Below are 20851 nucleotides of genomic sequence, written 5' to 3'. Positions count from 1 at the left end.
GTCCGGGCGTGCCACGCCTCGGGCACGAACCCTGTGCTGGCAGCCTTGACCAGCACGTTTGCGAAAGGAACACATGAAAAGGCGGATACTCACCGTTGCCTTAACGGGAATCGCCCTCATCACCTCCCTTGCCCAGCCGGCCCTGGCGGCCCCGTCCCCCACCGTGACGGCCGCGACCCCGGGCCGGCATCCCAAGACCCCGATCGACTGGGCCGCGTGCGGCGACCTCCCGGGAAGCGAGTGCGCGACCCTGCGGGTCCCGCTCGACTGGAGCAAGCCGGGCGGGCCGACCACCGACCTGGCGATCGGCCGGCTCAAGGCGCTCAGCCCCGCCAAGCGGATCGGCGTCCTGATCGTCCACCCCGGCGGCCCGGGCGGCTCCGGGCTCAACTCCTTCATCTACCGCCGGGGCATTCCTGACAGCGACCCCATCAGGCAGTATTTCGACCTGGTCACCCTCGACCCGCGCGGCGTCGGCCGGAGCACCCCCGTGCTGTGCAGCGAAGACCTGGTGGACCAGGGTCCGGTGACCTATCCGGCCACCGAGCAGGAATACCTGAGCCTGCTGTCGTACAACGCCAAGCTGTCCCAGGACTGCCGCGAGCGGACCGGCCCGCTGTTCGACCACGTGGACACCACCAGCGCCGCCCGGGACATCGACGCCATCCGCGTCGCGCTCGGCGAGCGCGAGATCAGCTTCTTCGCCATCTCGTACGGCACGCAGGTCGGCCAGCAGTACGCCGAGCTGTTCCCGCGCAACATCCGGGCCATGGCGATCGACTCCAACATGGACCACAGCATCACCGACCCCTACCAGTACCTGAAGACCACGACGGAGGATTTCGAGGCCAGCTTCCTCGCCTTCGCCCGGTGGTGCGGTGAGACCCCGGCCTGCGCCCTCAACGGCCAGGACGTGGCCGGGGTCTGGGACGACCTGCACGCGAAGGCGGAGGCCGGCCGGCTGACCGACCCCGAGGACGGCCACGTGATCGTCGCCGAGGAACTCCGCTACAACCTCTTCGACGCCCTGTACGACCCGACGACCTGGTTCGACGTCGCCGGCTGGCTCAAGGCCCTCGCCGAGGGCGTCCCGTCGGAGCGGGCCGCCGCACCCAAGGCGGCGGAGCTGGTCAACGAGCCCTACCCGGCCATCTGGTGCTCCGACTGGAAGTGGAACGTCAGCGGCTTCGCCCAGCTCGACGACTACCGGCGGGAACTGGAGAAGATCGCCCCGCACACGAAGATCTCGCCGTTCTGGTCCGACGTGACGGGCTGCCTCGGCTGGCAGGGCAAGGTCTCCAACCCGCAGCACCGGCTGAAGATCAGCGGCGCTCCGCCGATCCTGATCGCCAAGGGCAGCGCCGACGTCGGCACGCCCGCCGCCTGGAACTACGCCGTCGCGCAGCAGATCCCGGACGCGATCGTGCTGGAGAACGACATGGTCGGCCACGGCCAGTTCCGCAACAGCGTCTGCGCCCACGACGTGATCGCCCGATACCTGATCGACCTCAGGATGCCGGCCCCGGGCACCCGCTGCGCGCCCGAGTATCCCACCGAGCCCTCGGCTTCCCTCCTCAAGCGCCCCGTCACCGGCAACGGCCGCCCGGTCCACGCCTCCTGACGTCCCTCGAAGGCCCGGGCCGCCCACCGGCTCGCCCAGTCCGTCCTGGAACGCCGTCTCGTCATCCCGCGCGTCGAGATCGAGCCGGCGCCGCGAAGGTCGGCGCCCGGGTTAGGCGCTCACTCCGCTCCGAGCCACCGGCGGGCTCCGTCGAGGACCATCGACAGCCCCTCGTCGAAGCGGCCGCCGACGTTCGCGAACACCGCCTCGCCCGATGCCCCGGCATAGCGCTCGTCCAGCTTGCCCGGCACGGGGTAGACGGCCTGCTCCTCGATCGTGAAGCCGATGACGAAGCTGTAGACGGTGAACAGCGCCATCGCCGCGCGCCGCTCGTCCAGGCCGGACTCGATGCTCCGGCGCAGCGGCTGCTCCTCGTCCGGGTCCACCTCGCCGAGGTAGGTCCCGGAGAAGACCTTGGCGCCGTCGCGGTAGGCGAGCATCATCCGGCGCAGCGCGCGGGCGCGGTACGCGACGAGGTCCCACTCCTCCAGGGGCTCGGGCGGCTTCCGGTCGGCCGAGGCGTCGACGTACATCTGCGTCGCCATCTCGTCGAGCAGCTCCTGCTTGTTCTTGACGTGCCAGTAGAGCGCCGGCGCCTTGACCCCCAGGTCGGCGGCGATCAAGCGCAGCGTCAGCCCGTTGAGCCCGACGTCGTTGAGCAGCTTCAGTCCGGCACGGGCGATGTCCTGCCTGGTCAAGGCCATCGGTCGGAACTCCTCGGGACGCCGTTTGACAGATTAACGATGTTAAGGGCATTCTTGGCGAAGTTCAATTTAACATCGTTAAGGGGGTCGACGGCCGAGCTGACCGCCCCGGCGTCACCCAGGCGTTGATCCGTCCGGACGGCTACGTGGCCGCGACGACCGTTTCGAGTTGTCCGCTCACATCCCGACAGGCGCGGGCCGGGCGCCGGGCGGCTGGCGTTAGCCATCCGCCTCCGCTTTCTCTGCCGTGGTCCGGAAACGGCGGGGGGTCATGCCGAGAGATCAAGGGGGCCTGGACCGAGCCCACCTGCCGCCGCACCAGCTCGTCGAGATCGACCGGCTTCGCCAGGGCCGAGGCCGCCGCGGTCAGACCTGGCGGGCCAGCGCCTGCTGAGCCAGCTCCAGGGTCGGATACGCGTCGAGCGCCCGGCCCAGGACGCCCGTCCTGTGCAGCAGCTCTTCGGGCTTGCCGTGCAGACCGGCCAGGACCAGCGTGCCTCCGGCGTCGTCGATCCGCCGCCACATCCGGACCAGGCAGCTCACTCCGGCGGAGTCGCAGAACTGCAGCGCCGACAGGTCAAGGATCATCATCGGCCCGCCTTCGTTCTGTGCGCGGCAGGCCGTCTCCAGTACGCGCTCCGCGTCCTCCGAAGTCGTCCAGTCCAGGGCACCCCGCAGGACGACGACCTGTCCCGGCGGCTCGGCGCGTACGTTGATCATCAGTCCCTGGTGCAGTTGGGTCATCGTCCCTTTCTCCTCCGCAGACACGTCCTCGCTCACGAGAGGCACCTGCCCTGACCTGGCGACCTGATGCCGTGTGATGCGGGAGGCCACGTCACGGCATCGGGCGCGGGCCCTCCGGAGGTGTGTCGCGCGGAGGCATCGGACCGGGCGGCGGAAGCGTCCCGCCGGGCGGTGCGCTGTCGCCGCCCCCGGCCGTGCCGGGCGGGATCGGCCCCGGCTCTCCGTAGGTGGAGCCGGGCTCGTGCGGGCCGGGCACGTCGCCGCGCCACCCGCCGGTCTGCCGCCCGCGCGCCTCGACGAACGCCTTGAACCGCTTCATGTCGTCGACTATCCGCATGCGGACGAGCTGGAGCCAGTCCCCCGCGGTCTCGACGAAACCCTCGGGGTCGTACTCCATCCGCAGCGTGACCTTGGTGGCGGAGTCGCCGAGCCGGTGGAACATCACCACGCCTGCCTGGTGCGGCTTGCCGGTGGAGCGCCAGGCGACGCGATCGTCCGGGTGCTGCTCGGTGATGTCGGCCTCGAACTCGCGCCGGACCCCGGCGATCTCCGCCACCCAGGCCGTACGCGTGTCGCTGAGCCGCTTGACCGACTCGACGCCCTCCATGAACTCGGGGTAGCTCTCGAACTGCGTCCACTGGTCGTAGGCCACCCTGACCGGAACCTCGACCTCTTCGGAATGTTCGATGGTGGTCATGGGGGCTGCCACTGCCCCGGCACGCCGGAGGCTAACGCCCTGGAGAGAGCTCCTCCCCGGTGTTGGAGCGACGGCCGTCAGGTCACGTCGGCAGTCCGGCGCGGATCACGAGCGCGTCGTGGTCGGTGTACGTGGCCTGCTCAAACTCCAGGGTCGGCGCGGTCAGGTTCCCGTAGGCGTGCTGGATGCCGGGAGCCTGGGTGGCGGCCGCGTCGGTCAGCGTCCACTGGCCCGCGGGGGCGCAGGAGGCGTGGCGGTTGACGTCACCGGCGAAGACGATCGGCTGCCGGCCGCGGGAGGCGAGCACCTGGGCGAGCTCGGCGCACTGGATCGAGTTGGTGCTGCCGGGCGTCTCGCCGTCGGTGGACAGGTGGCTGGTGCACACGTTCACGCGGCGGGCGGTCGCCACGCAGAGCCAGCGGCGCTGCTCCACCCCGCTGAACACGGAGTACGGCGCGTCCTCGGAATCCTTGATGGCCTCCTTGGTCAGCACGGCGTTGCCGAACTCACCGCGCCTGTCCGGGGTCTTGCAGGCCAGCGGGGCGCCGTTGTAGATGATCGTGGCGAACCGGAAGTGGTAGCCGGTGCGCTCGGCGATCTCGGCCACGTCGCCGCTGCACGCCTCGTTGAGGGTGACCGCGTTGACGTCGTTGGCCTCGATGCGCTCCACAACCTCGTCGAGGATCTTCGGGTACTGGGTCCTGGGATAGCAGCCGGCGTAACCGCTGTCACAGATGTTCATCTGGAGCAGCGAGTACGGCCGCCGTACGTGCTGCGACGGCGCGTCCCCGGGCTGCGTCACGGTCGAGGCCATCGCGACGCCGGAGGACGACAACAGCCCGGCGGCCGCCAGGAAGCCGATCAGCAGGGTACGCGAGCGCGTCAGGAAAAATGAGATCACCGCGTCATTGTGCTGGCCTGGTCATCGGACCGACAGGATGCGCGGAAGAGTTCACCGCCCCCTCACACGGCCGTCACCCGGTCATATTCCCTCCACAGCTCGATGGCCTCCGCCTCGAGCGCGATCTCCTCGGTGGCCTCCGCCGCGTCGCTCTGTTCCTCCAGCTCGATGGCGCGTGCCCGGGCCCGCAGGGCCGCGTCTACGGCGTCCGAGGCCGCCCTGACGTCCGCCATCACCCCGGACGGCACACCGATCTCGCCATGGCCGCAGAAGCCGTCGGTCTCCGGTGCGCCGTCCTCGACCAGCACGGCGGCCGGGACATGTGCGCACTCCGGGCACACGCCTGTCGGCGGGATATGGTCGGCGCGTGGACGCGCCTACCGCTTTGTTCCTGGCCGTACGAGATGTGCCGTATGCGACGGACGGCACCGACGCGGTGCGGCGGCCCGGCTGAGTAAAGTGGGCGGATGGCAGGTGATCAGTCGAGCGCGCGGGTGGACAGCTGGATCTGGTCCGTCAGGCTGACCAAGACCCGGTCGATCGCGTCCGACGCGTGCCGGGGCGGGCACGTCCGGGTCAACGGAGCGCGGGTCAAACCCGCGCACGCGGTCCACGCCGGCGACGAGATCCGGCTGCGGCACGACGGCCGGGAACGCGTCGTGATCGTCTCCCGGATCATCTCCAAGCGGGTCGGCGCGGCCGTGGCCGCCGAGTGCTACGTCGACAAGAGCCCGCCGCCTCCGCCGCGCGAGGAGGCCGCCGCCATGCCCGTGCGCGACCGCGGCGCGGGCCGCCCGACCAAGCGCGACCGCCGCAGCATGGAGAGGCTGTTCGGGCGCCGCGACTGAAACGCACCCGCATACCGAGCCCTCCCAGGAGCGGGGCCGCCAGGGAACGGCGAGGTAAGACATGGACCTCAAGGGACCGATCGCCGTCGTGACCGGCGCCGACCGCGGCATCGGCCGCGCGTTCGCCCGCGCGTTGCTGGAGCACGGCCGGCCTGCCGCCTCCACCGTCCCGGCGCACGTCACCGGAACCCCGTTCCGCAGGCCCAGGTAGGCGTGCACCCCGCTGTCCCACAGCGTGGAGGTCAGAAGTCCGTCGCGCTCGCAGCCGGCCCGCGCGCCTGACGGTGTGAGGGCAGCGTTACTGGTGGGGAACTACCAGGACACGTGGGGGCAACAAAACGCGGTTACTTATCTGTCAATCGACAGAAATTGCCCCCGGGGAGAGCCCATGACGCCTTCACCTTCCGTCGACGAGCGCGTCCTCGAAAAGTTCGGCTACCGGCAGGAGCTGCACCGCAGCATGGGCCGCTACGCCTCGTTCGCGGCCGGCTTCTCCTTCATCTCGGTCCTCACCACGGTCTTCCAGTTCTTCGGCCTCGGCTTCTCCTTCGGCGGCCCGGCGTTCTTCTGGACCTGGCCGCTGGTGCTGGCCGGCCAGGTCATGGTCGCGCTCTGCTTCGCGGAGCTGGCCGCGCGCTATCCGATCTCGGGGGCCATCTACCAGTGGTCCAGCCGCATGGGCAACGCGACGTTCGGCTGGTTCGCCGGCTGGATCATGGTGCTCGGCCAGGTCGTGGTGATCGCCGCCGCGGCGCTGGCCCTGCAGGTGGTGCTCCCGGCCATCTGGCCGGGCTTCCAGGTGATCGGCACCGACCCCTCACCGGTGTCGGCGGACGGCGCCGCCAACGCCGCGCTGTACGGCGTGCTCCTGCTCGCCGCCACCACCGTGGTCAACCTGCTCGACAACAAGATCATGGCCCGGATCAACGTCGTCGGGGTCACCGCCGAGATCGTCGGCGCGGTCCTCATCGTCGTCCTGCTGCTCACCCACGCCGACCGCGAGCCGGCCATCACCTTCCAGACGGGCCTGCCCGGTGGCGCCCTCGCCGCCCTGCTGGTGGCCGCCTTCGCCGCGTCGTACGTGTTCATCGGCTTCGACAGCGCGGGCGAGCTGAGCGAGGAGACCCGCAGGGCCTCCGCCGTCGCGCCACGCACGATCATCACCGCGCTCGGCGCGGCCGGGCTGCTCGCCTGCCTGATCGTCTTCGCGGCGCTGCTGGCCGCCCCCAGCCTCACCGACGGCCGCCTGGCCGCCGAGGGCCTGTCATACGTGCTGACCAGCACCCTCGGCGACGGCGTGGGCAAGCTGCTGCTGGCCGACGTCGTCGTGGCGATCTGCGTGGCGACGCTGGCGATCCAGACCTCCGCGACGCGCATGCTCTTCTCGATGGCCCGCGACGGCGTCGTGCCCTTCGCCGCACGGCTGGCCCGGGTCTCGCCCCGCACCGGCATGCCGGCCGGCCCCGCCCTGGTCACCGGCGTCCTGGCGGCCCTCATCGTGGCGATCAACTTCTTCTCACCGGACGCCTTCCTGGCGATCGGCACCACCTGCATCGTGGCCCTGTACCTCGCCTACGTCATGGTGACCGGGCCGCTGCTGTGGCGACGGCTGCGCGGGTCGTGGCGGGGCGGGGCCCCGGAGGGGGTGGACGAGAACGGCGGGCCGCTGTTCTCCCTGGGCCGGTGGGGACTGCCGGTCAACGTGCTGGCCGTGGTCTACGGTGCCGGCATGGCCGTCAATCTGGCCTGGCCGCGGGCCGAGGTGTACGCCCCTGTCAGCGGCGAGTGGTATTTCCAGTGGTTCACGGCACTGTTCCTGGCCGCGGCGGTGGGCGCAGGCGTGCTGTATCGCCGGTCAGCCGCCGGGAAGCAGCGCGCGGCCCAGCTCCCGCAGGCGGGCGAGGTCACCCTCACCGACGCCGCCAACGCGTAACGCGGCGTCGGCCACCGCCTCCGCCATCGTTTCGTCCCTCGCATGGGCCGCGACGTTCCTGCGGATCAGGATGACGCTCTCCACCACGGCGTAGACCAGGTCCGCGCGCAGGTCGCGCTCGGGCTGCGGCAGCCCGGCGGTGAGCGGCGCGAGCAGGGCGGCGTAGGCCCGTCTGAGCGCGGTCCGCAACTCCTGGAAGTCGAGGAAGCGGTCGGCTTCGGGCAGCAGGTAGAGAGCGCCCAGATTGTGCTCGCCCGTGCACAGCAGCGTCGCGTCCCGGTGGGCCAGCGCCCACAGCCGCGCCCCGGCCGGCGCGTCGGAGGCGGCGAGCAGGCGCGCGGCCTCCAGCGACGGCCGTACGGTGCTCTCCAGCAGCTCGGCGAGCAGTGCCTCCTTGCCCGTGAAGTAGTGGTAGAGCGTCGCCTGCCGGATCCCGGCCCGCTCGGCGACCTCCCGGGTGGTGGTGGCGCTGTAGCCGTTGACGGTGAACAGCTCGGCCGCCGCCGCCAGGAGCTCCTCGCGCGGGGACAGGCCGGTCTCGGGACGCGGGACGGCACGTGGCCGTCCCACCCCGCGCCTGCCCACGTACTGATCCTTCCACAGGGACGGTGAGGTGATCTCTACCGGGCCGCCGTGATGTGCCGGGCCGGCCCGGCACCGGGCCTCGCCCGCGGGCCAGGAGCTGATCCCCGCCTGACGCCGCGGCCACCGGGCAACCCGCTGTGCGGGCCGTGATCCTAGGCGGGTGGCCCGGGAAGGTTGCTCCGCAGGAAGTCCAGCTCCAGCAGCAGCAGGTTCTCGGCGACCTCCTCCCGGGCGGTCATGTGCGAGACGCCGGACAGCGGCAGGACGGTGTGCGGGCGGCCCGCGGCCAGCAGCGCGGCGGACAACGTCAGCGTGTGAGCGGCGAAGACGTTGTCGTCGGCCAGACCGTGCATGAGCAGGAGCGGCCGGCGCAGGTTCGGAGCGTCGGCGATGAGGGAGCTGCGGTCGTAGGCTTCGGGATGCCGGTCGGGGTGGCCCAGGTAGCGTTCCTGCCAGTGGGTGTCGTAGAGGCGGGCGTCGGTGACCGGCGCTCCCGCGACGGCGACGTGGAAGACGTCGGGGTGCCGCAGCACGGCCGCGGCCGCCAGATAACCGCCGTACGACCAGCCGCGGATCGCCACCCGGCCCAGGTCCAGGTCGGGGAAGCGGCCGGCGGCCGCGCGCAGCGCGTCGGCCTGGTCCTCCAGTGCCGCGCTCAGTTTGTCGAGGTGGATGGCCCGCTCCCAGGCCGGTCCCCGGCCCGGCGTGCCCCGCCCGTCCACGACCAGCACGGCGAAGCCCTGGTCGGCGAACCACTGCGAGACCGCGAAGTCGTCCAGCCCGCGCTGGACCCGGGCGAGGCCCGGCCCGGCATAGGGGTCGAGCAGCACCGGCAGCCGCCGCGAGCCCGGCACGTGCCCGGCCGGGAACATGATCGCACCGCGCAGTTCCCGCTCGCCCAGCGAGACCAGCTCGACGTCCGGGCGCAGGACCGGGATCGCGCCGTACGAGGTGATCCGCGTGGCCGCCCGCCCGCCGGTGACCGTGACGCGTGCCCCGTGCTCCTCCAGGGTGCGGGTGACGGCCAGCGTGACGCCGCCGCCACGCGTCCCGGTGTGCACTCCCGGCTCGGAGGTGACCCTGACCAGCCCGCCGGCCCTGGAGTAGCTGTACAGGTGGCGTTCGGTCGGCTCGTCGCAGCACTGCGCGAGCACGGTGTCGCCGTCCACCGCCAGGACCCGCAGCACCTGCAGGCCGGGCGGCGTGACCAGGTCGTCTCCCACCATCAGGCGGCGCGTGCCGTCGCGGTCCACCGTCCAGACCAGCTCCCCGCCGGCCGTGCGGGCGGGCGTGCCGGGGACGAGCTCCAGCCAGGCGTCATCGGTGTCCTCGCGCAGGAGCGTGGTCGCGCCGGTGCCGGGGTCGGCCTCGAGAACGCGGGTGGTGCGCTGGTCGCGGCTCTGGACCAGCACCAGCAGGCCGTGCTCGGTCCACGAGACCGCCGCGACGTACTCGAACGCCGTCCTGTCCCAGATCACTTCGGTACGCTCCCCCGCCGGCGTGGCCAGCCACAGCGTCACGTCGGCGTTGTCGGTGCCGGCCGCGGGATAGGCCATGGTCCTGGGCGGCCTGCCGGGGTCGGCGGGCTCGGACAGGTGCCACGTGCTCACCCTGGCGTTGTCCACGCGGGCCACCAGCAGGCGGGAGCCGTCGGGCGCCCACCAGTAGCCCCGGTGCCTGGCCATCGACTCGGCCGCCACGTGCTCGGGCAGCCCCCAGGTCACGTCGGGACCGTCGGGTGTCAGCACCGGCCGGCCGTCGACGTACAGTGCGCCGCCGGACACGTAGGAGACGTGCTGCCCGTCCGGGCTGAGGCGCGCGTCGGAGCCGGTCACATCGAGCGAGGTGACCGCGCCGGTGAGCAGGTCGGCGGTGTGCAGCGCGCCGTCGAGCGCGTAGACGGCCTTGGTGACGGCGGCGTCGGTGGCGTAGGCGACGATGCCGCCCGCGCGTTCGCGCGTGCGCTCCCTGTGTACGCGCTCCGCCTCCGGCAACGCCGCCCCGGACGGGGTGCCGGGGTCCACGAGCAGCCGTTCCTCCCCGGTGGCCACCGTGAGCGTCCAGAGCCGGTTCACCGGGTCGTCACCGGCCGAGGACCGCAGGAAGACCACCCGGGCGCCGTCCGGGGAGATGGTGAAGTCCCTGGGGATGCCGAGCTTGAACCGGGCCGTGCGGGCGTGCTGGCGGGGAAGCGTGAGAGCAGGCATGAGGGATCATAGACGCGCCCGTCACTCCGGCCGCAAGACGCGGGCCCGCGGCGAGAATGCGGCCGCTCCCCGGTGGTGGCCCACCCTCGCCGGTCGCGGCCAGGCACGATCCCGACCCCCGCGACCCGGCTTGCCCTTCACCGCCCCCATGACACATATCACTCGAAGCCGGTAAAGCGGAATGTTCCGATAAAGTCAACTAATACCGGACAAGGCGGGCGCCTATTGCCAAAATCTGGTGCAGACGATCTGTCGAGCCACACCAAATGGCACTACGATTTGTTCAAGCTGGTGAATGCGACACTCTCCAACCGGTTGACGTCCGATGTGGGTCGGCCGGACAAACCTTGAGCCGACAACCCATCAGTCAGGGTTTGAGAAGGGAGAGCCTGTGTTCCTCAGCCTGAGCGTCGAAGAACAACTGTTGCTCATCCAGCAACTGCTTCTGCTCCTCGACGTACTGATGAAAATGCGGCACCTCGGCTAGCTCGGCAGGCAACCCCGAGGTGCACGCACACCCAGGCGCCGACCGGCGTCTCACAAGACAACGGTCGGCGCCGTATTCATTCTTCGCGCACCACGATGATATGACATTATCCCAGGCACCTGAAGAGCGAGTGCCGCATGGAATAACAGTGGCCCGTTGATGCCCGCGACATGCCATTGGCCTTGGCGACATTACACAGGCGTCAACAAGGGCCATCACTCATGGCCGCCTCGGGCGACGAGTCACCACCCGACTGCGCGCCCCGACTGCGCGGCCCGGCCGCGCGACCCGGCCGCGCGGCGGTCGGGCCGTGCGGGCTGTGCGGGCTGTGCGGGCCGTGCGGGCTGTGCGGCCGGTCGAGCCGGTCGGCGGCCCGGGTGAGGTCGCCGCCTCCGCCGGAATCCCCGCCCCGCGCCCCGAACCCCGACCTCGCCTGTCCCATGCGAAGAAGCATCCCATATAGTTAGTTGACGTTAAGTAAGTGAATCGACCGGCAGGAGACACATCGATGCAGGCCGAGGGCGTGATCGGGACCCCCCGGGAACGCAGACCGCGAAGGACGCCGAAGATCGATTCCGATCACCCCCGCTACAAGTGGGTGGCGCTGTCCAACACGACGCTGGGCACGCTGATCGCCACGATCAACAGCTCCATCGTCCTGATCTCGCTACCGGCGATCTTCAACGGCATCCGGCTCGACCCCCTGGAGCCCGGCAACGTCAGCTACCTGCTCTGGATGCTGATGGGCTACATGCTGGTCACCGCCGTGCTGGTGGTGAGCCTCGGCCGGCTCGGCGACATCTACGGCCGGACCAAGATCTACAACGCCGGATTCCTGATCTTCACCGTGACCTCGGTGGCCCTGTCGCTCGACCCCTACGCGGCCGGCGCGGGCGCGCTGTGGCTGATCATCTGGCGGGTGGCGCAGGCGGTCGGCGGCTCGATGCTGATGGCCAACTCCGCGGCGATCATCACCGACGCCTTCCCCGCCCGGCAGCGCGGCATGGCTCTCGGCGTCAACATCGTGGCCGGCATCGCGGGGTCGTTCATCGGGCTGGTGCTCGGCGGGCTGCTCGCCGAGTGGAACTGGCGGTCGATCTTCTGGATCAACGTGCCGATCGGGATCATCGGCACCATCTGGGCGTACCGCTCGCTGCACGACAACGGCGCGCGGCAGCGGGCCAGGATCGACTGGTGGGGCAACATCACGTTCGCGGTGGGCCTGACCGCGCTGCTCGCCGGCATCACGTACGGCATCCAGCCCTACGGCGGCAGCACCATGGGCTGGACGAACCCGTGGGTGCTGGCCGGGCTGATCGGCGGCGTCGCCGTCCTGGCGATCTTCTGCGTGATCGAGAGCAGGACCAAGGACGCCATGTTCCCGCTGAAGCTCTTCGCCAACCGGGTCTTCACGGGCGGAAACGCGGCCACGCTGCTCGGCTCGATCGCCCGCGGCGGGCTGCAGTTCATGCTCATCATCTGGCTGCAGGGCATCTGGCTGCCGCTGCACGGCTACGACTACGAGGACACCCCGCTCTGGGCCGGCATCTACATGGTGCCGCTGACCGTCGGCTTCCTCGCCGCCGGGCCGCTCGCCGGGCACCTGTCGGACAAGCTGGGCGCGCGGATGTTCGCCGCCAGCGGCCTCGTCGTCATGGCCGCCTCGTTCCTCGGGCTGCTGGTGCTGCCGACCGACTTCAACTACTGGGGCTTCGCCGCGCTGATCTTCCTCAACGGCCTGGCCGGCGGCCTGTACGCGGCGCCGAACACGTCGCTGATCATGTCGAGCGTCCCGGCGGAGGCCAGGGGCGCGGCCTCCGGCATGCGGGCCACGTTCCAGAACGCGGGCATGGTGCTGTCGATCGGCGTCTTCTTCTCACTGATGGTGGCCGGCCTGGCCGGATCGCTGCCGCACACGCTGAGCTCCGGGCTGGTCGCACAGGGGGTGCCCGCCCAGTCGGCGCAGGCCATCGCCGCACTGCCACCGGTCGGTACGCTGTTCGCCGCGTTCCTCGGCTACAACCCGATCCAGCAGTTGCTCGGCAGCCACACGCTGAGCGCGCTGCCCGCGGCCAACGCGCACACGCTCACCGGCCGGCGGTTCTTCCCCGACTTGATCTCCGGCCCCTTCCACGACGGCCTCGTCGTGGTCTTCTGGCTGGCCATCGTCATCTCGCTGATCGCCGCCGTCGCCTCGCTCCTCAAGGAGCGCGGTACGATTCGGCGACCGGACGGCGTGGGGTGACCGATCCCCGGGTCCGCGAGTGAGAGGCCGGAGGCAGCATGTCCGACCGTACCGGGCAGCACGACTCGGCGGCGATCGGCCGGCTCCGGCTCGTGATCGCCAGGCTGCACCGCCAGATGGTGCAGTCGCTGGGCGAGCAGGATCTCACCCCGGCCCAGTTGTCGGCCCTGGCCAGGATCGAGCAGTACGGCCCGATCCGGCCGGGTGAGCTGGCCGCTCTCGAAGGGGTCGCCGCCCCGTCGATGATCCGCACCCTCACCCCGCTCACGCGGGCGGGACTGATCGGCAAGGAGCCCGACCGGCAGGACGGCCGCTCGTTCTTCATCAGGGCGACCGCCGCGGGCCATGAGAGGCTCGCCACGATCCGCCGGGAGCGCTCCGCGCTGCTGGCCCAGCGCCTCGACCACCTCACCCCGGAGCAGCGCGACCTGCTCTACGCCGCGATCCCGGTGCTGGAGCTGCTCGTCGACGAGGGCGGCGGCCCCGGCGCCCCGGCCGGCGACGCCCGCCTCTCTCCCGGCGCGATCCCCCGGGGTTGAGGCGACCGTGATCCCGCCACGTCGCTAGACGCCGGCCTGTGCCAGAACGTTCGCGAGTCCGGACGCGTCCAGCCTGGTCGAGATGTACCAGGCGGTGCCCGCGCCCGCCTGGTGCCGGGTGACCGCCGGGCCTCCACCGGCGTAGGTCAGGATCGCCGTGGCGCCGGTCAGCTGCACGGTCTCGCTCCAGAAGGTGCCAGCCGTCCCGTCGGAGAGCGCGACGGGGCCGGTCAGCGGGCGGAACTCCTCCACGCGGACGCCGAGCAGGTCGCGCAACGCGCCGGGGTAGCCGCCCAGCCGGACGCGGGTGTCGGGGTCGGCCATGCCGCTGAGGTACCACACGATCAAGGTGCCCCCGCCCTCGACGTACGCGGTGAGGTTGGCGACGGCCTCGTCGGAGATCAGGTACAGGGACGGCACCAACACCGCCCGATAGCGCGAAATATCGTGAGAAGGGTGGACGAAGTCGACGGCCAGGCCCCGCTGCCACAGCACCCGATGCGCCTGCCCCACCGACGCGCGGAAGTCCAGGCCGGCCACGGGCAGGGCCGGGTTCCGCAGCGCCCAGGCGGCCTCGTCGTCCCAGAGCACGGCCACCTCGGCCGCGGCGGGCTCCGCGGGCGGCAGGGTGCCGAGCGTCCGGCCCAGGTCGGCGATCTCACGGAAGACCCGGCTGTCGGCGCCCGCGTGCGGGACCATGCCCTGGCACCATTGCTCCGCCCCGCCCTGGGAGGCGCGCCACTGGAAGTGCAGGACCCCGGTGGACCCGCGGGCCACGTACTCGAGGCTGCGCCGCGCGTGCTCGCCCGGCTCCAGCGGGAGCGTCCCCTCGGGGGTGTACATGGCCGCGACACCCTGCTCCATCAGCATCCACGGCTTGCCGCGCGCCCAGGAGCGGGCGAGGTCGGAGGCGAGGGCGACCTGGGCCAGCCCGCCGTCGCCGGGCTCGTCGGTGTAGTGGTCGATCGCGACGAGATCGACCTCGGCCGACCATTTCCAGTGGTCCAGCGGCGTCCACCCGGCCATGACGTAGTTCGTGGTCACCGGCTGCCGCCCGTGGACGCGCAGGAGGTCGCGCTGCTCGCGATAGTGGGCGAGCAGCGCGTCGGAGCAGAAACGGCGGTAGTCCAGCAGGTGGGCGGGGTTCGACCGGTACTGGGTGGTCCGCGGTGGCATGATCTGCTCCCACGCCGAGTAGTGCTGGCTCCAGAACGCCGTGGTCCACGCGTCGTTGAGCGCGTCGAGGGACTTGTGCCGCTCGCGCAGCCAGGCGCGGAAGGCCGCCGCGCAGTGATCGCAGTGGCAGGTCGTGCCGTACTCGTTGTGCACGTGCCACATGGCCGTCGCCGGGTGGGCGCCGTACCGCTCGGCGAGCGCCGTCGCGATACGGCGCGAGGCCGCCCGGTAGGCGGGCGCGTTGACGCAGTACGTGTCACGGCTGCCATGGGTGAGCCGGGTCCCGTCGGCGAGCACCGGCATCGCGTCCGGATGGGCCAGGCCGAACCAGGGCGGCGGGGAGGCCGTCGGGGTCGCCAGGTTGACCTGGATGTCGTTGCCGTGCAGCAGGTCCATGACGCGGTCGAGCCAGCCGAAGTCGTGGACGCCCTCCGACGGCTCCAGCCGGGCCCAGGAGAAGACCCCCACGGTGACGAGGTTGACCTTCGCCTCCCGCATCAGCCGGACGTCCTCCAGCCAGACGTCCTCCGGCCACTGTTCGGGGTTGTAGTCTCCGCCGAAATACATGCTCTCTCCAACAGGGGTGTCGCGGCCGCTGATCAGTCGCTGCCGGTTACGAAACTCTGGATGGCCACCACCGCGCCGCCACGCGCCCATTCGCGGAAGGTGTCCGCTTCGATCAGCACGTCGACCGAGCCGGCCTGCCCGCGGCGGTTCGCGCTGAGCGCGCGGTCGAGGCCGTCCTTGGCGACGCGGGCCAGCTCCACGCCCTCACCGGCCACGATCACCGTCTTGACCATGGAGAACGTCGCGACATGGGCGATGAGCCGGCCGAGCGCGTCCGCGGCTTCGGCGACGACGACGCGGCACACCCTGTCCCCCTCCGCGGCCAGGCGCATCACCTCCTCGTACGTCACCGGCCGCCGCAGCCCCTGCCTGGCGGCGGTCACGATGGACTCGCTGGCCAGGTAGGCCGAGGCGCAGCCGCGGTGGCCCTCCCCGCACATCGGCCCACCCGCGTTCAGCACCAGGTGGGCGAACATGCCGAGGTCCGACTCGGCAGCCGTCACCAGATGGTCGTGTACGACCAGGGCGTAGCCGATCCCCGCCCCGATCGAGACGAGCGCGAAGTCGCGCAGCCCGCGGGCCGCCCCGAACCAGTGATGCTGGTGGCCCAGCGCCGCCACGTCGTTCTTGACCACGCACGGGACGCCCAGAGCCCGCTCCAGCAGCGACTTGAGCGGCACCTGCCGCCAGCCGAGATACGCGGAGTCGACCGGCCGCTCGCCGCCGAGCGGGGCCGCCGAGCGGGCGTCGCCGCCGAGCGTGACGCCGGCCCCGGCGAGCGTCTGCCCGCTGCCGGCCAGCTCATCGAGCAGCCCCTTGATCTGATGGCACACGGCCTCGGGGCGGTGGTCGGAGATCGGCTCGTCGCGGGCCGCGACGATCTGCGCGCGCAGGTCGGTCACAACCGCGTGGACGCGGTCCGCGGTCAGCTTGACGCCGAACAAGCAGTGCTCGCCCGCGGCCACGTCCAGCGGCCGGCTCGGAAGCGCCGGCGAAGCCGAGTTCGCCGGCCACCTCGGTTTCGATGACGGGATCGGTCATCGGGATGACCTCGATCGCCAGGCTCACACTTCGCGCCCCTTCCTAGGGAGACCCAGGTTCGGTTTTCTCCGGGCCGGTGTCGTACGTCGGTTTGGCGCGGTAGTCACTCGCCGGTGCCGCGTCACCGGGAGTGCCCGGCAGGTCGCGGCCGATGAGGGTGCCGATCAGCAGGCCGATGGGCAGATCGGCCTCGGTCGGGTAGCGGAAGCGCTGGTCCAGGTTGAGGCTGTAGCGGTTGCGCCGGCCGATCCGTTCGCGGGTCAGGTATCCCGCCTCGTAGAGATCGGAGACGATGTTCTGCACCGCCCGCTCGGTGATGCTGATCTTGTCGGCGATGTCACGGAGCCGCACATCGGGATCGCGGGCGATCTCGACCAGCACGCGGGCGTGATGGGTGAGAAAAGTCCACGTCGACGGGCGACCTTCCGATGCGGCCACGGCCTGTGTGCTTCTTCTCCTGCGGTCTCCAGCTTGCCTTCTTGACCGAACACTATATGACGAATCCGCTTTCGTGTAACAACGTTCGGCCGTGGCGTCTTCAGCGATGCCGGCGCACCCACTCCCCGCGCGGCCTGGACGTCGGCGGCGGCCTTGGCGGCGGGCCCCCGCGCGGTCGCCCGGCCGATCAGCGGGATGCCTCGGTCATGATGGCCCCTTCGTCCGTCTGTGATTCTCCCGGCCGTCGGATGTTCATTTCCAAGACTCCGCCACGAAAGCGCCCAACCGGTCGGCATGCGGATTCACCTCATCGGCGCGGGGCATCTGACCGGGGCCCAATGGACCTACTGGTGGAGGGCATCCATGGCCAGACGAATGATGATCACGATCGCCGTCGCAGCGGTGGCGCCTCTCGTGGCCGCGGGCGCGGTCGCCGCACCGAAGATCAGCGAACAGGACCGTGCGTTCCTCATCCAGGCGCACCAGGGCAACCTGGCCGAGATCCAGGCCGGGCACGCCGCCGCCGAGGCGGCCACGGATGAGGTCCGCGCCGTGGGCGCGCTGCTGGTCACGGACCACACCAGCCTCGACAGCGCCATCACGCGGCAGGCCAGCCAAGCCGGCGTGGAACTGCCGAGCGAGCCAAGCCCTCAGCAACGCACCGCGCTCGCCAAGGTGACCGCCAAGAGCGGCAAGGACTTCGACAAGGCCTGGCTGGCCTCTCAGATCGACGGCCATCGCGAGACCCTCTCGGCCATAGAGAAGCAGCTTCGCGAGGGAACGCACCCGGACGTGAAGAAGGTCGCCTCCGACGCCCGGCCCGTCGTGCAACAGCACCTCGACGTCCTGCTCCACACAAGCCAAACCCAATGACGGGCACGGGGTTCGACGGTTGGGCCGGATCGCAAGCGGAGTCCAAGCCGGCGCTCGCAAGCGGAGTCCAAGCCGGCGCGAAAGGCACCGAACTGGCGCAGTCCGCACCCACGAGCAGGGCCGCGCCGGTGACGGGGCGAACCCGATGGACGGGCCACAGCCTCAGCTCGCCCCATGCCCAGCGAGTGGGTGCGTGTCATGCGATGGGGTGGTTCGCTCCTAAGATCCGAGGGTGGCCAAGTACTTTGATCTGCACCCGGACAATCCCCAGCCTCGCCTGATCGGCCAGGTCGTCGATCTCCTGCGTTCGGACGGGCTGATCGCATATCCGACCGACTCGTGCTATGCCCTGGGGTGCCGGCCGGGCAACAAGGACGGGATCGACCGGATCAGGGAGATCCGCAACCTCGGCAGCGACCACCACTTCACGCTGATCTGCAGGGACTTCGCCCAGTTCGGCCAGTTCGTGCATGTGAGCAATGCGGTGTTCCGGCTGGTCAAGGCGGCGACTCCCGGCGGTTACACGTTCATCCTGCCCGCGACCAAGGAGGTGCCGCGGCGGTTGCTGCACCCCCGGAAGAAGACGGTCGGCGTCCGGATCCCTGATCACGTCGTCACCCAGGCGCTGCTGGACGAGTTCGGCGAGCCGCTGCTGTCGAGCACGCTGCTGCTGCCCGACGAGACCGAGCCCATGACCCAGGGCTGGGAGATCAAGGAGAAGCTGGACTACGTGGTGGACGCCGTCCTCGACTCCGGCGAATGCGGCGCCACCCCGACGACCGTCGTCGATCTCTCGCAGGACGAGCCCGAGATCCTTCGCCTGGGCACGGGAGACCCGTCCCTGTTCGAGTAGGCGTCACCCGATCTGGACCCAGGTTCCGGGCGTGCCAGCCCACCATGCGTGTCGCCCGCTGCCAGGCCGTCGCCTCCCTTGGGTACGACGATGTCGCCCCGACGCTCGCCAGGGTCGTCGGTGACCCCTTCGAGGGCGGCGCCGGGTGAGGCGGGGGTTCGGCGTTGACGCGGGCGGCACGAAGATGTCGCCGGCGCGGGGAACCGCGCTTGTCACGATGCGCCCGCGGGCGCGCTCGCCATCATGGCAGGCATCGTGACCGCTGCTTGGTCATCCCGGCCTGGCGGTCATTCGGAGCCGGTGGGGTCGCGGTCCTGGTGCTCGCCGGTCCGTGGCCTGCCGTTGTCCTGGCCGGGGCGCTGGGCTTCGACATCCCGTGAGGTGTCCTGATCGCCCGCTTTGTGGTTGCTCTTACGGTGGGTGGTGCGTCGCTGGTCGTGGCGGGTTAAGCGATCCGTTCCGGGGTGGTGCACGAAATCGTTGATGGAGCGAAGGTTGAGCTGCCGGCCGACCTTCTGTCCGGCCTGGTTGGCGGTGGCCTCCTTGGGAGCGTGACCGTCGAACGCGATCTCCAGTCGCCAGCCGTCGCGTTGCAGGATGACCACAGGGCCGGAGGATCGCGGGATGGTTTGCACGTCCCAGCCATGTCGGTGTGCCCGGTGGGCAAGTGCGTGCGGATTCACCGAGTCTTACTCCTTGTCGAACGGGGGTGGTCCAGCGGAGTCGGCTTGCGGGGTGTCACGGGACGGATGCGGTACGTACGCGGTCGGATAATACCCATCTATCAAGGGGACGGTCGTAAGTCCGGTTCCGGTTCCATGGCGAATCAGGTCGGCGGGTGACACCGTTCGGCCAGAAGGGGCCGACATAGCCCCCGAACGGTGTGATTCCGGGCGGATCGGATCCGGCTCGACAAGCTTTTCGCCGGTCAAAACCGTTCAGGACCCGTACCCGGATCCCCGGGGTCCGGGTACGGGTCGCGTACTCATCAGGCGAGCGCGCGAGATCAGTCTTACCGGGCTCGCAGGCCGTGTACGAGCATGTGAACGGTGCCGGAGACGACCGAGCCGGCCTCCCGATCGCCGATCATGCCGCTCGTGACAGCCGCCGATCCGTACCGCCGTCCCGCGGGCCGCGGGCGGCACGCGGGTCGGGCTCATCGATCGTGCGGGCTCCGTACGCGGGGAGGTCTTCGGCGGCCCGATGGACACCGTGCGCGCCCGGGGTTGGCGTGACAGGCTCCAGGGCGGCGCAGGGCGTTGGGTTGCTGCTCGCGATGTGACGGAGGCCGAACGGTCCACGGAGGCTCCGGTCATCCTGCCGCGAACCCGGCGCGACGGCGCCAGGCGTCGTCCCGCCCAGGCCCACCTTGAACCGGTGGACCACAAGGCCGGGGTTCGCCGCCGCGACCGGCGACGTTCGCCCGGCCCGCGGTCAGCCGCGGGCGTCCAGCCCGTCTCGATCGAGCGCTGCCCGGATCTGGCTGAGCCACTCCGCGGCCAGCCGGTGCCCGTTCGGGAGCCGGTCATCTCGATCCCAGCGCCACGTCGTGACCATCGCCAGCATGAGGATCCGGCACTCGCGCAGCAGTCCTTGGTCGACGCCTGGATAGTGCCGGCCGACTTCTTCGGGCGCATGGGCGAGGTCGAATTCGACGGGCCCACGGCAGCACGTCTCGAGGTCCACGAACAGCAGCCCGTCCTTCGTGGTGAGCACGTTGCCCGGGTGCGGCTCGCCGTGCAGGAGCTGCTCGGCGCCGCCGCGCTCGCCGATGGCCCGTCCCAGGGTCCGTAAGGTGTCGCCGAGGAGCTCCCTGTCCGCGTCCGCGAGCGCCGGCGTGCGGTCGCGGCTCGCCACGAGTCGCTGAGCCTGCTCGACCCGATCCGTGAAGCGCGGCGTCGGGACATCGACCTTGCGCATGCCGGCGTGCAGCCGTTCGAGAGCGGCGGCATAGTCGGCTGGTGAGACCTCATGAGGCGTCGCAGGTTCGTAGTAGGTCCACAGCGTGACCGCGAAGCCATCGCGCTCGTGGACACGTGGCTCCACGCGCGGCTCGAGAGCGGCCACCGGGCACCCGGATTCGGCGAGCCTCTGAGCCAGCTCGATTTCGAACCCCGCGGTCTGATGCGCCACAGGTGCCACCCGGGCCAGGACGTCACACGGCAGCAGCCGCAGAGTGAGCTTGTTCGAGTCATGAAGAACGATCGCGTCGTCGGCCCTCAGACCAAGCGATGAGGCGATCGACCTGGCCGCGGCCATGGCCCGAGCGCCCTCTGACACCTGCATCGTCGCCTGCCCCTCTTGGTTTGCGCGCTTCCGCACCCTCCCAGCGGTACAACCCGGGCACCATACCAAGGTGTCCGCAGAGCCGCGGTGGCGCGCGACTCGCCTT

20 protein-coding genes are annotated in these 20851 nt (G+C 70.7%); 8 read left to right on the top strand and 12 right to left on the bottom strand.

Annotated features, from left to right (window positions below; translation table 11 throughout):
• Positions 1 to 73: 73 nt before the first annotated feature.
• Positions 74 to 1621: an alpha/beta fold hydrolase gene (locus tag ABGB18_RS01800; protein WP_347693496.1), complete on the top strand. Its 1548-nt coding sequence runs from the start codon at positions 74 to 76 to the stop codon at positions 1619 to 1621.
• Between the two features lie 119 nt (positions 1622 to 1740).
• Here the strand turns inward: ABGB18_RS01800 and ABGB18_RS01795 are convergent, their stop codons facing one another.
• From ABGB18_RS01795 to ABGB18_RS01775, 5 genes are all read right to left on the bottom strand, one after another.
• The gene (locus ABGB18_RS01795; RefSeq protein WP_347693495.1) at positions 1741 to 2325 is read right to left on the bottom strand and encodes a TetR/AcrR family transcriptional regulator C-terminal domain-containing protein; all 585 of its coding nucleotides are present in this window, start codon (positions 2323 to 2325) and stop codon (positions 1741 to 1743) included.
• A 366-nt stretch (positions 2326 to 2691) separates the two neighbouring features.
• Positions 2692 to 3069, bottom strand: coding sequence for an STAS domain-containing protein (locus tag ABGB18_RS01790; RefSeq protein ID WP_347693494.1), 378 nt, complete (start codon positions 3067 to 3069; stop codon positions 2692 to 2694).
• Positions 3070 to 3160: 91 nt separating this feature from the next.
• Positions 3161 to 3766: an SRPBCC family protein gene (locus tag ABGB18_RS01785; RefSeq protein WP_347693493.1), complete on the bottom strand. Its 606-nt coding sequence runs from the start codon at positions 3764 to 3766 to the stop codon at positions 3161 to 3163.
• A gap of 82 nt (positions 3767 to 3848) precedes the next feature.
• Complete coding sequence (locus ABGB18_RS01780) at positions 3849 to 4667, bottom strand: endonuclease/exonuclease/phosphatase family protein (protein WP_347693492.1); 819 nt, start codon at positions 4665 to 4667, stop codon at positions 3849 to 3851.
• 62 nt (positions 4668 to 4729) lie between these two features.
• Positions 4730 to 4975 carry a hypothetical protein gene (locus ABGB18_RS01775; protein WP_347693491.1) on the bottom strand — a complete coding sequence of 82 codons (246 nt, stop codon included), beginning with the start codon at positions 4973 to 4975 and terminating at the stop codon, positions 4730 to 4732.
• Positions 4976 to 5134: 159 nt separating this feature from the next.
• Here ABGB18_RS01775 and ABGB18_RS01770 point away from each other — a divergent pair, with 159 nt between their 5' ends.
• The 3 genes from ABGB18_RS01770 to ABGB18_RS01760 all read left to right on the top strand — a co-directional run bounded on the left by ABGB18_RS01770 (position 5135) and on the right by ABGB18_RS01760 (position 7448).
• On the top strand, positions 5135 to 5515 hold the full coding sequence (locus ABGB18_RS01770; RefSeq protein ID WP_347693490.1) for an RNA-binding S4 domain-containing protein: 381 nt from the start codon (positions 5135 to 5137) through the stop codon (positions 5513 to 5515).
• Positions 5516 to 5576: 61 nt separating this feature from the next.
• On the top strand, positions 5577 to 5726 hold the full coding sequence (locus tag ABGB18_RS01765) for a hypothetical protein (RefSeq protein ID WP_347693489.1): 150 nt from the start codon (positions 5577 to 5579) through the stop codon (positions 5724 to 5726).
• 177 nt (positions 5727 to 5903) lie between these two features.
• Positions 5904 to 7448: an amino acid permease gene (locus tag ABGB18_RS01760; RefSeq protein WP_347693488.1), complete on the top strand. Its 1545-nt coding sequence runs from the start codon at positions 5904 to 5906 to the stop codon at positions 7446 to 7448.
• On the opposite strand, the gene ABGB18_RS01755 is transcribed toward ABGB18_RS01760, so the two are convergent.
• Both ABGB18_RS01755 and ABGB18_RS01750 read right to left on the bottom strand, forming a co-directional pair.
• Complete coding sequence (locus ABGB18_RS01755; protein ID WP_347693487.1) at positions 7371 to 8033, bottom strand: helix-turn-helix domain-containing protein; 663 nt, start codon at positions 8031 to 8033, stop codon at positions 7371 to 7373. The two genes, ABGB18_RS01760 and ABGB18_RS01755, sit on opposite strands and share 78 nt — an antisense overlap.
• A 152-nt stretch (positions 8034 to 8185) precedes the next feature.
• The gene (locus ABGB18_RS01750) at positions 8186 to 10240 is read right to left on the bottom strand and encodes a prolyl oligopeptidase family serine peptidase (protein WP_347693486.1); all 2055 of its coding nucleotides are present in this window, start codon (positions 10238 to 10240) and stop codon (positions 8186 to 8188) included.
• A 995-nt stretch (positions 10241 to 11235) separates the two neighbouring features.
• Between ABGB18_RS01750 and ABGB18_RS01745 the strand changes: the two genes are divergently transcribed.
• Together ABGB18_RS01745 and ABGB18_RS01740 are read left to right on the top strand one after the other, a co-directional pair.
• Positions 11236 to 12972, top strand: a complete 1737-nt coding sequence (locus tag ABGB18_RS01745) for an MFS transporter (RefSeq protein WP_347693485.1) — start codon at positions 11236 to 11238, stop codon at positions 12970 to 12972.
• Positions 12973 to 13010: 38 nt separating this feature from the next.
• A complete protein-coding gene (locus tag ABGB18_RS01740; protein ID WP_347693484.1) occupies positions 13011 to 13511 on the top strand; it encodes a MarR family transcriptional regulator in 501 nt (166 codons plus the stop codon).
• Positions 13512 to 13535: 24 nt separating this feature from the next.
• Here the strand turns inward: ABGB18_RS01740 and ABGB18_RS01735 are convergent, their stop codons facing one another.
• From ABGB18_RS01735 to ABGB18_RS01725, 3 genes are all read right to left on the bottom strand, one after another.
• Positions 13536 to 15254: a beta-galactosidase gene (locus ABGB18_RS01735; RefSeq protein WP_347693483.1), complete on the bottom strand. Its 1719-nt coding sequence runs from the start codon at positions 15252 to 15254 to the stop codon at positions 13536 to 13538.
• 32 nt (positions 15255 to 15286) lie between these two features.
• Positions 15287 to 16198 (bottom strand): ROK family protein, encoded by a 912-nt coding sequence (locus ABGB18_RS01730; protein WP_347693482.1) that lies wholly within the window; start codon positions 16196 to 16198, stop codon positions 15287 to 15289.
• A gap of 139 nt (positions 16199 to 16337) precedes the next feature.
• Positions 16338 to 16676, bottom strand: a complete 339-nt coding sequence (locus ABGB18_RS01725; protein ID WP_347693481.1) for a helix-turn-helix domain-containing protein — start codon at positions 16674 to 16676, stop codon at positions 16338 to 16340.
• 432 nt (positions 16677 to 17108) lie between these two features.
• On the opposite strand from ABGB18_RS01725, the gene ABGB18_RS01720 reads away from it, so the two are divergent.
• Both ABGB18_RS01720 and ABGB18_RS01715 read left to right on the top strand, forming a co-directional pair.
• Positions 17109 to 17606 carry a DUF4142 domain-containing protein gene (locus tag ABGB18_RS01720; RefSeq protein ID WP_347693480.1) on the top strand — a complete coding sequence of 166 codons (498 nt, stop codon included), beginning with the start codon at positions 17109 to 17111 and terminating at the stop codon, positions 17604 to 17606.
• A gap of 232 nt (positions 17607 to 17838) precedes the next feature.
• Positions 17839 to 18459, top strand: coding sequence for an L-threonylcarbamoyladenylate synthase (locus ABGB18_RS01715; protein WP_347693479.1), 621 nt, complete (start codon positions 17839 to 17841; stop codon positions 18457 to 18459).
• Positions 18460 to 18746: 287 nt separating this feature from the next.
• On the opposite strand, the gene ABGB18_RS01710 is transcribed toward ABGB18_RS01715, so the two are convergent.
• Both ABGB18_RS01710 and ABGB18_RS01705 read right to left on the bottom strand, forming a co-directional pair.
• The gene (locus ABGB18_RS01710; protein WP_347693478.1) at positions 18747 to 19142 is read right to left on the bottom strand and encodes a hypothetical protein; all 396 of its coding nucleotides are present in this window, start codon (positions 19140 to 19142) and stop codon (positions 18747 to 18749) included.
• Positions 19143 to 19893: 751 nt separating this feature from the next.
• A complete protein-coding gene (locus ABGB18_RS01705) occupies positions 19894 to 20718 on the bottom strand; it encodes an aminoglycoside phosphotransferase family protein (RefSeq protein ID WP_347694287.1) in 825 nt (274 codons plus the stop codon).
• Between the last annotated feature and the right edge of the window lie 133 nt (positions 20719 to 20851).

Origin of the sequence: Nonomuraea sp. B12E4, assembly GCF_039871825.1 — a bacterium.
Classification (GTDB): Bacteria; Actinomycetota; Actinomycetes; order Streptosporangiales; family Streptosporangiaceae; genus Nonomuraea.
Note: the sequence above shows the minus strand (reverse complement) of the source record. Positions and strands in the feature narration are given on the sequence as shown.

Coding starts and splice junctions, on each gene's coding strand:
- ABGB18_RS01800 (WP_347693496.1), top strand. CDS start 74: ATGAAAAGGCGGATACTCACCGTTGCCTTAACGGGAATCGCCCTCATC.
- ABGB18_RS01795 (WP_347693495.1), bottom strand. CDS start 2,325: ATGGCCTTGACCAGGCAGGACATCGCCCGTGCCGGACTGAAGCTGCTC.
- ABGB18_RS01790 (WP_347693494.1), bottom strand. CDS start 3,069: ATGACCCAACTGCACCAGGGACTGATGATCAACGTACGCGCCGAGCCG.
- ABGB18_RS01785 (WP_347693493.1), bottom strand. CDS start 3,766: ATGACCACCATCGAACATTCCGAAGAGGTCGAGGTTCCGGTCAGGGTG.
- ABGB18_RS01770 (WP_347693490.1), top strand. CDS start 5,135: ATGGCAGGTGATCAGTCGAGCGCGCGGGTGGACAGCTGGATCTGGTCC.
- ABGB18_RS01765 (WP_347693489.1), top strand. CDS start 5,577: ATGGACCTCAAGGGACCGATCGCCGTCGTGACCGGCGCCGACCGCGGC.
- ABGB18_RS01760 (WP_347693488.1), top strand. CDS start 5,904: ATGACGCCTTCACCTTCCGTCGACGAGCGCGTCCTCGAAAAGTTCGGC.
- ABGB18_RS01750 (WP_347693486.1), bottom strand. CDS start 10,240: ATGCCTGCTCTCACGCTTCCCCGCCAGCACGCCCGCACGGCCCGGTTC.
- ABGB18_RS01745 (WP_347693485.1), top strand. CDS start 11,236: ATGCAGGCCGAGGGCGTGATCGGGACCCCCCGGGAACGCAGACCGCGA.
- ABGB18_RS01740 (WP_347693484.1), top strand. CDS start 13,011: ATGTCCGACCGTACCGGGCAGCACGACTCGGCGGCGATCGGCCGGCTC.
- ABGB18_RS01735 (WP_347693483.1), bottom strand. CDS start 15,254: ATGTATTTCGGCGGAGACTACAACCCCGAACAGTGGCCGGAGGACGTC.
- ABGB18_RS01720 (WP_347693480.1), top strand. CDS start 17,109: ATGATGATCACGATCGCCGTCGCAGCGGTGGCGCCTCTCGTGGCCGCG.
- ABGB18_RS01705 (WP_347694287.1), bottom strand. CDS start 20,718: ATGGCCGCGGCCAGGTCGATCGCCTCATCGCTTGGTCTGAGGGCCGAC.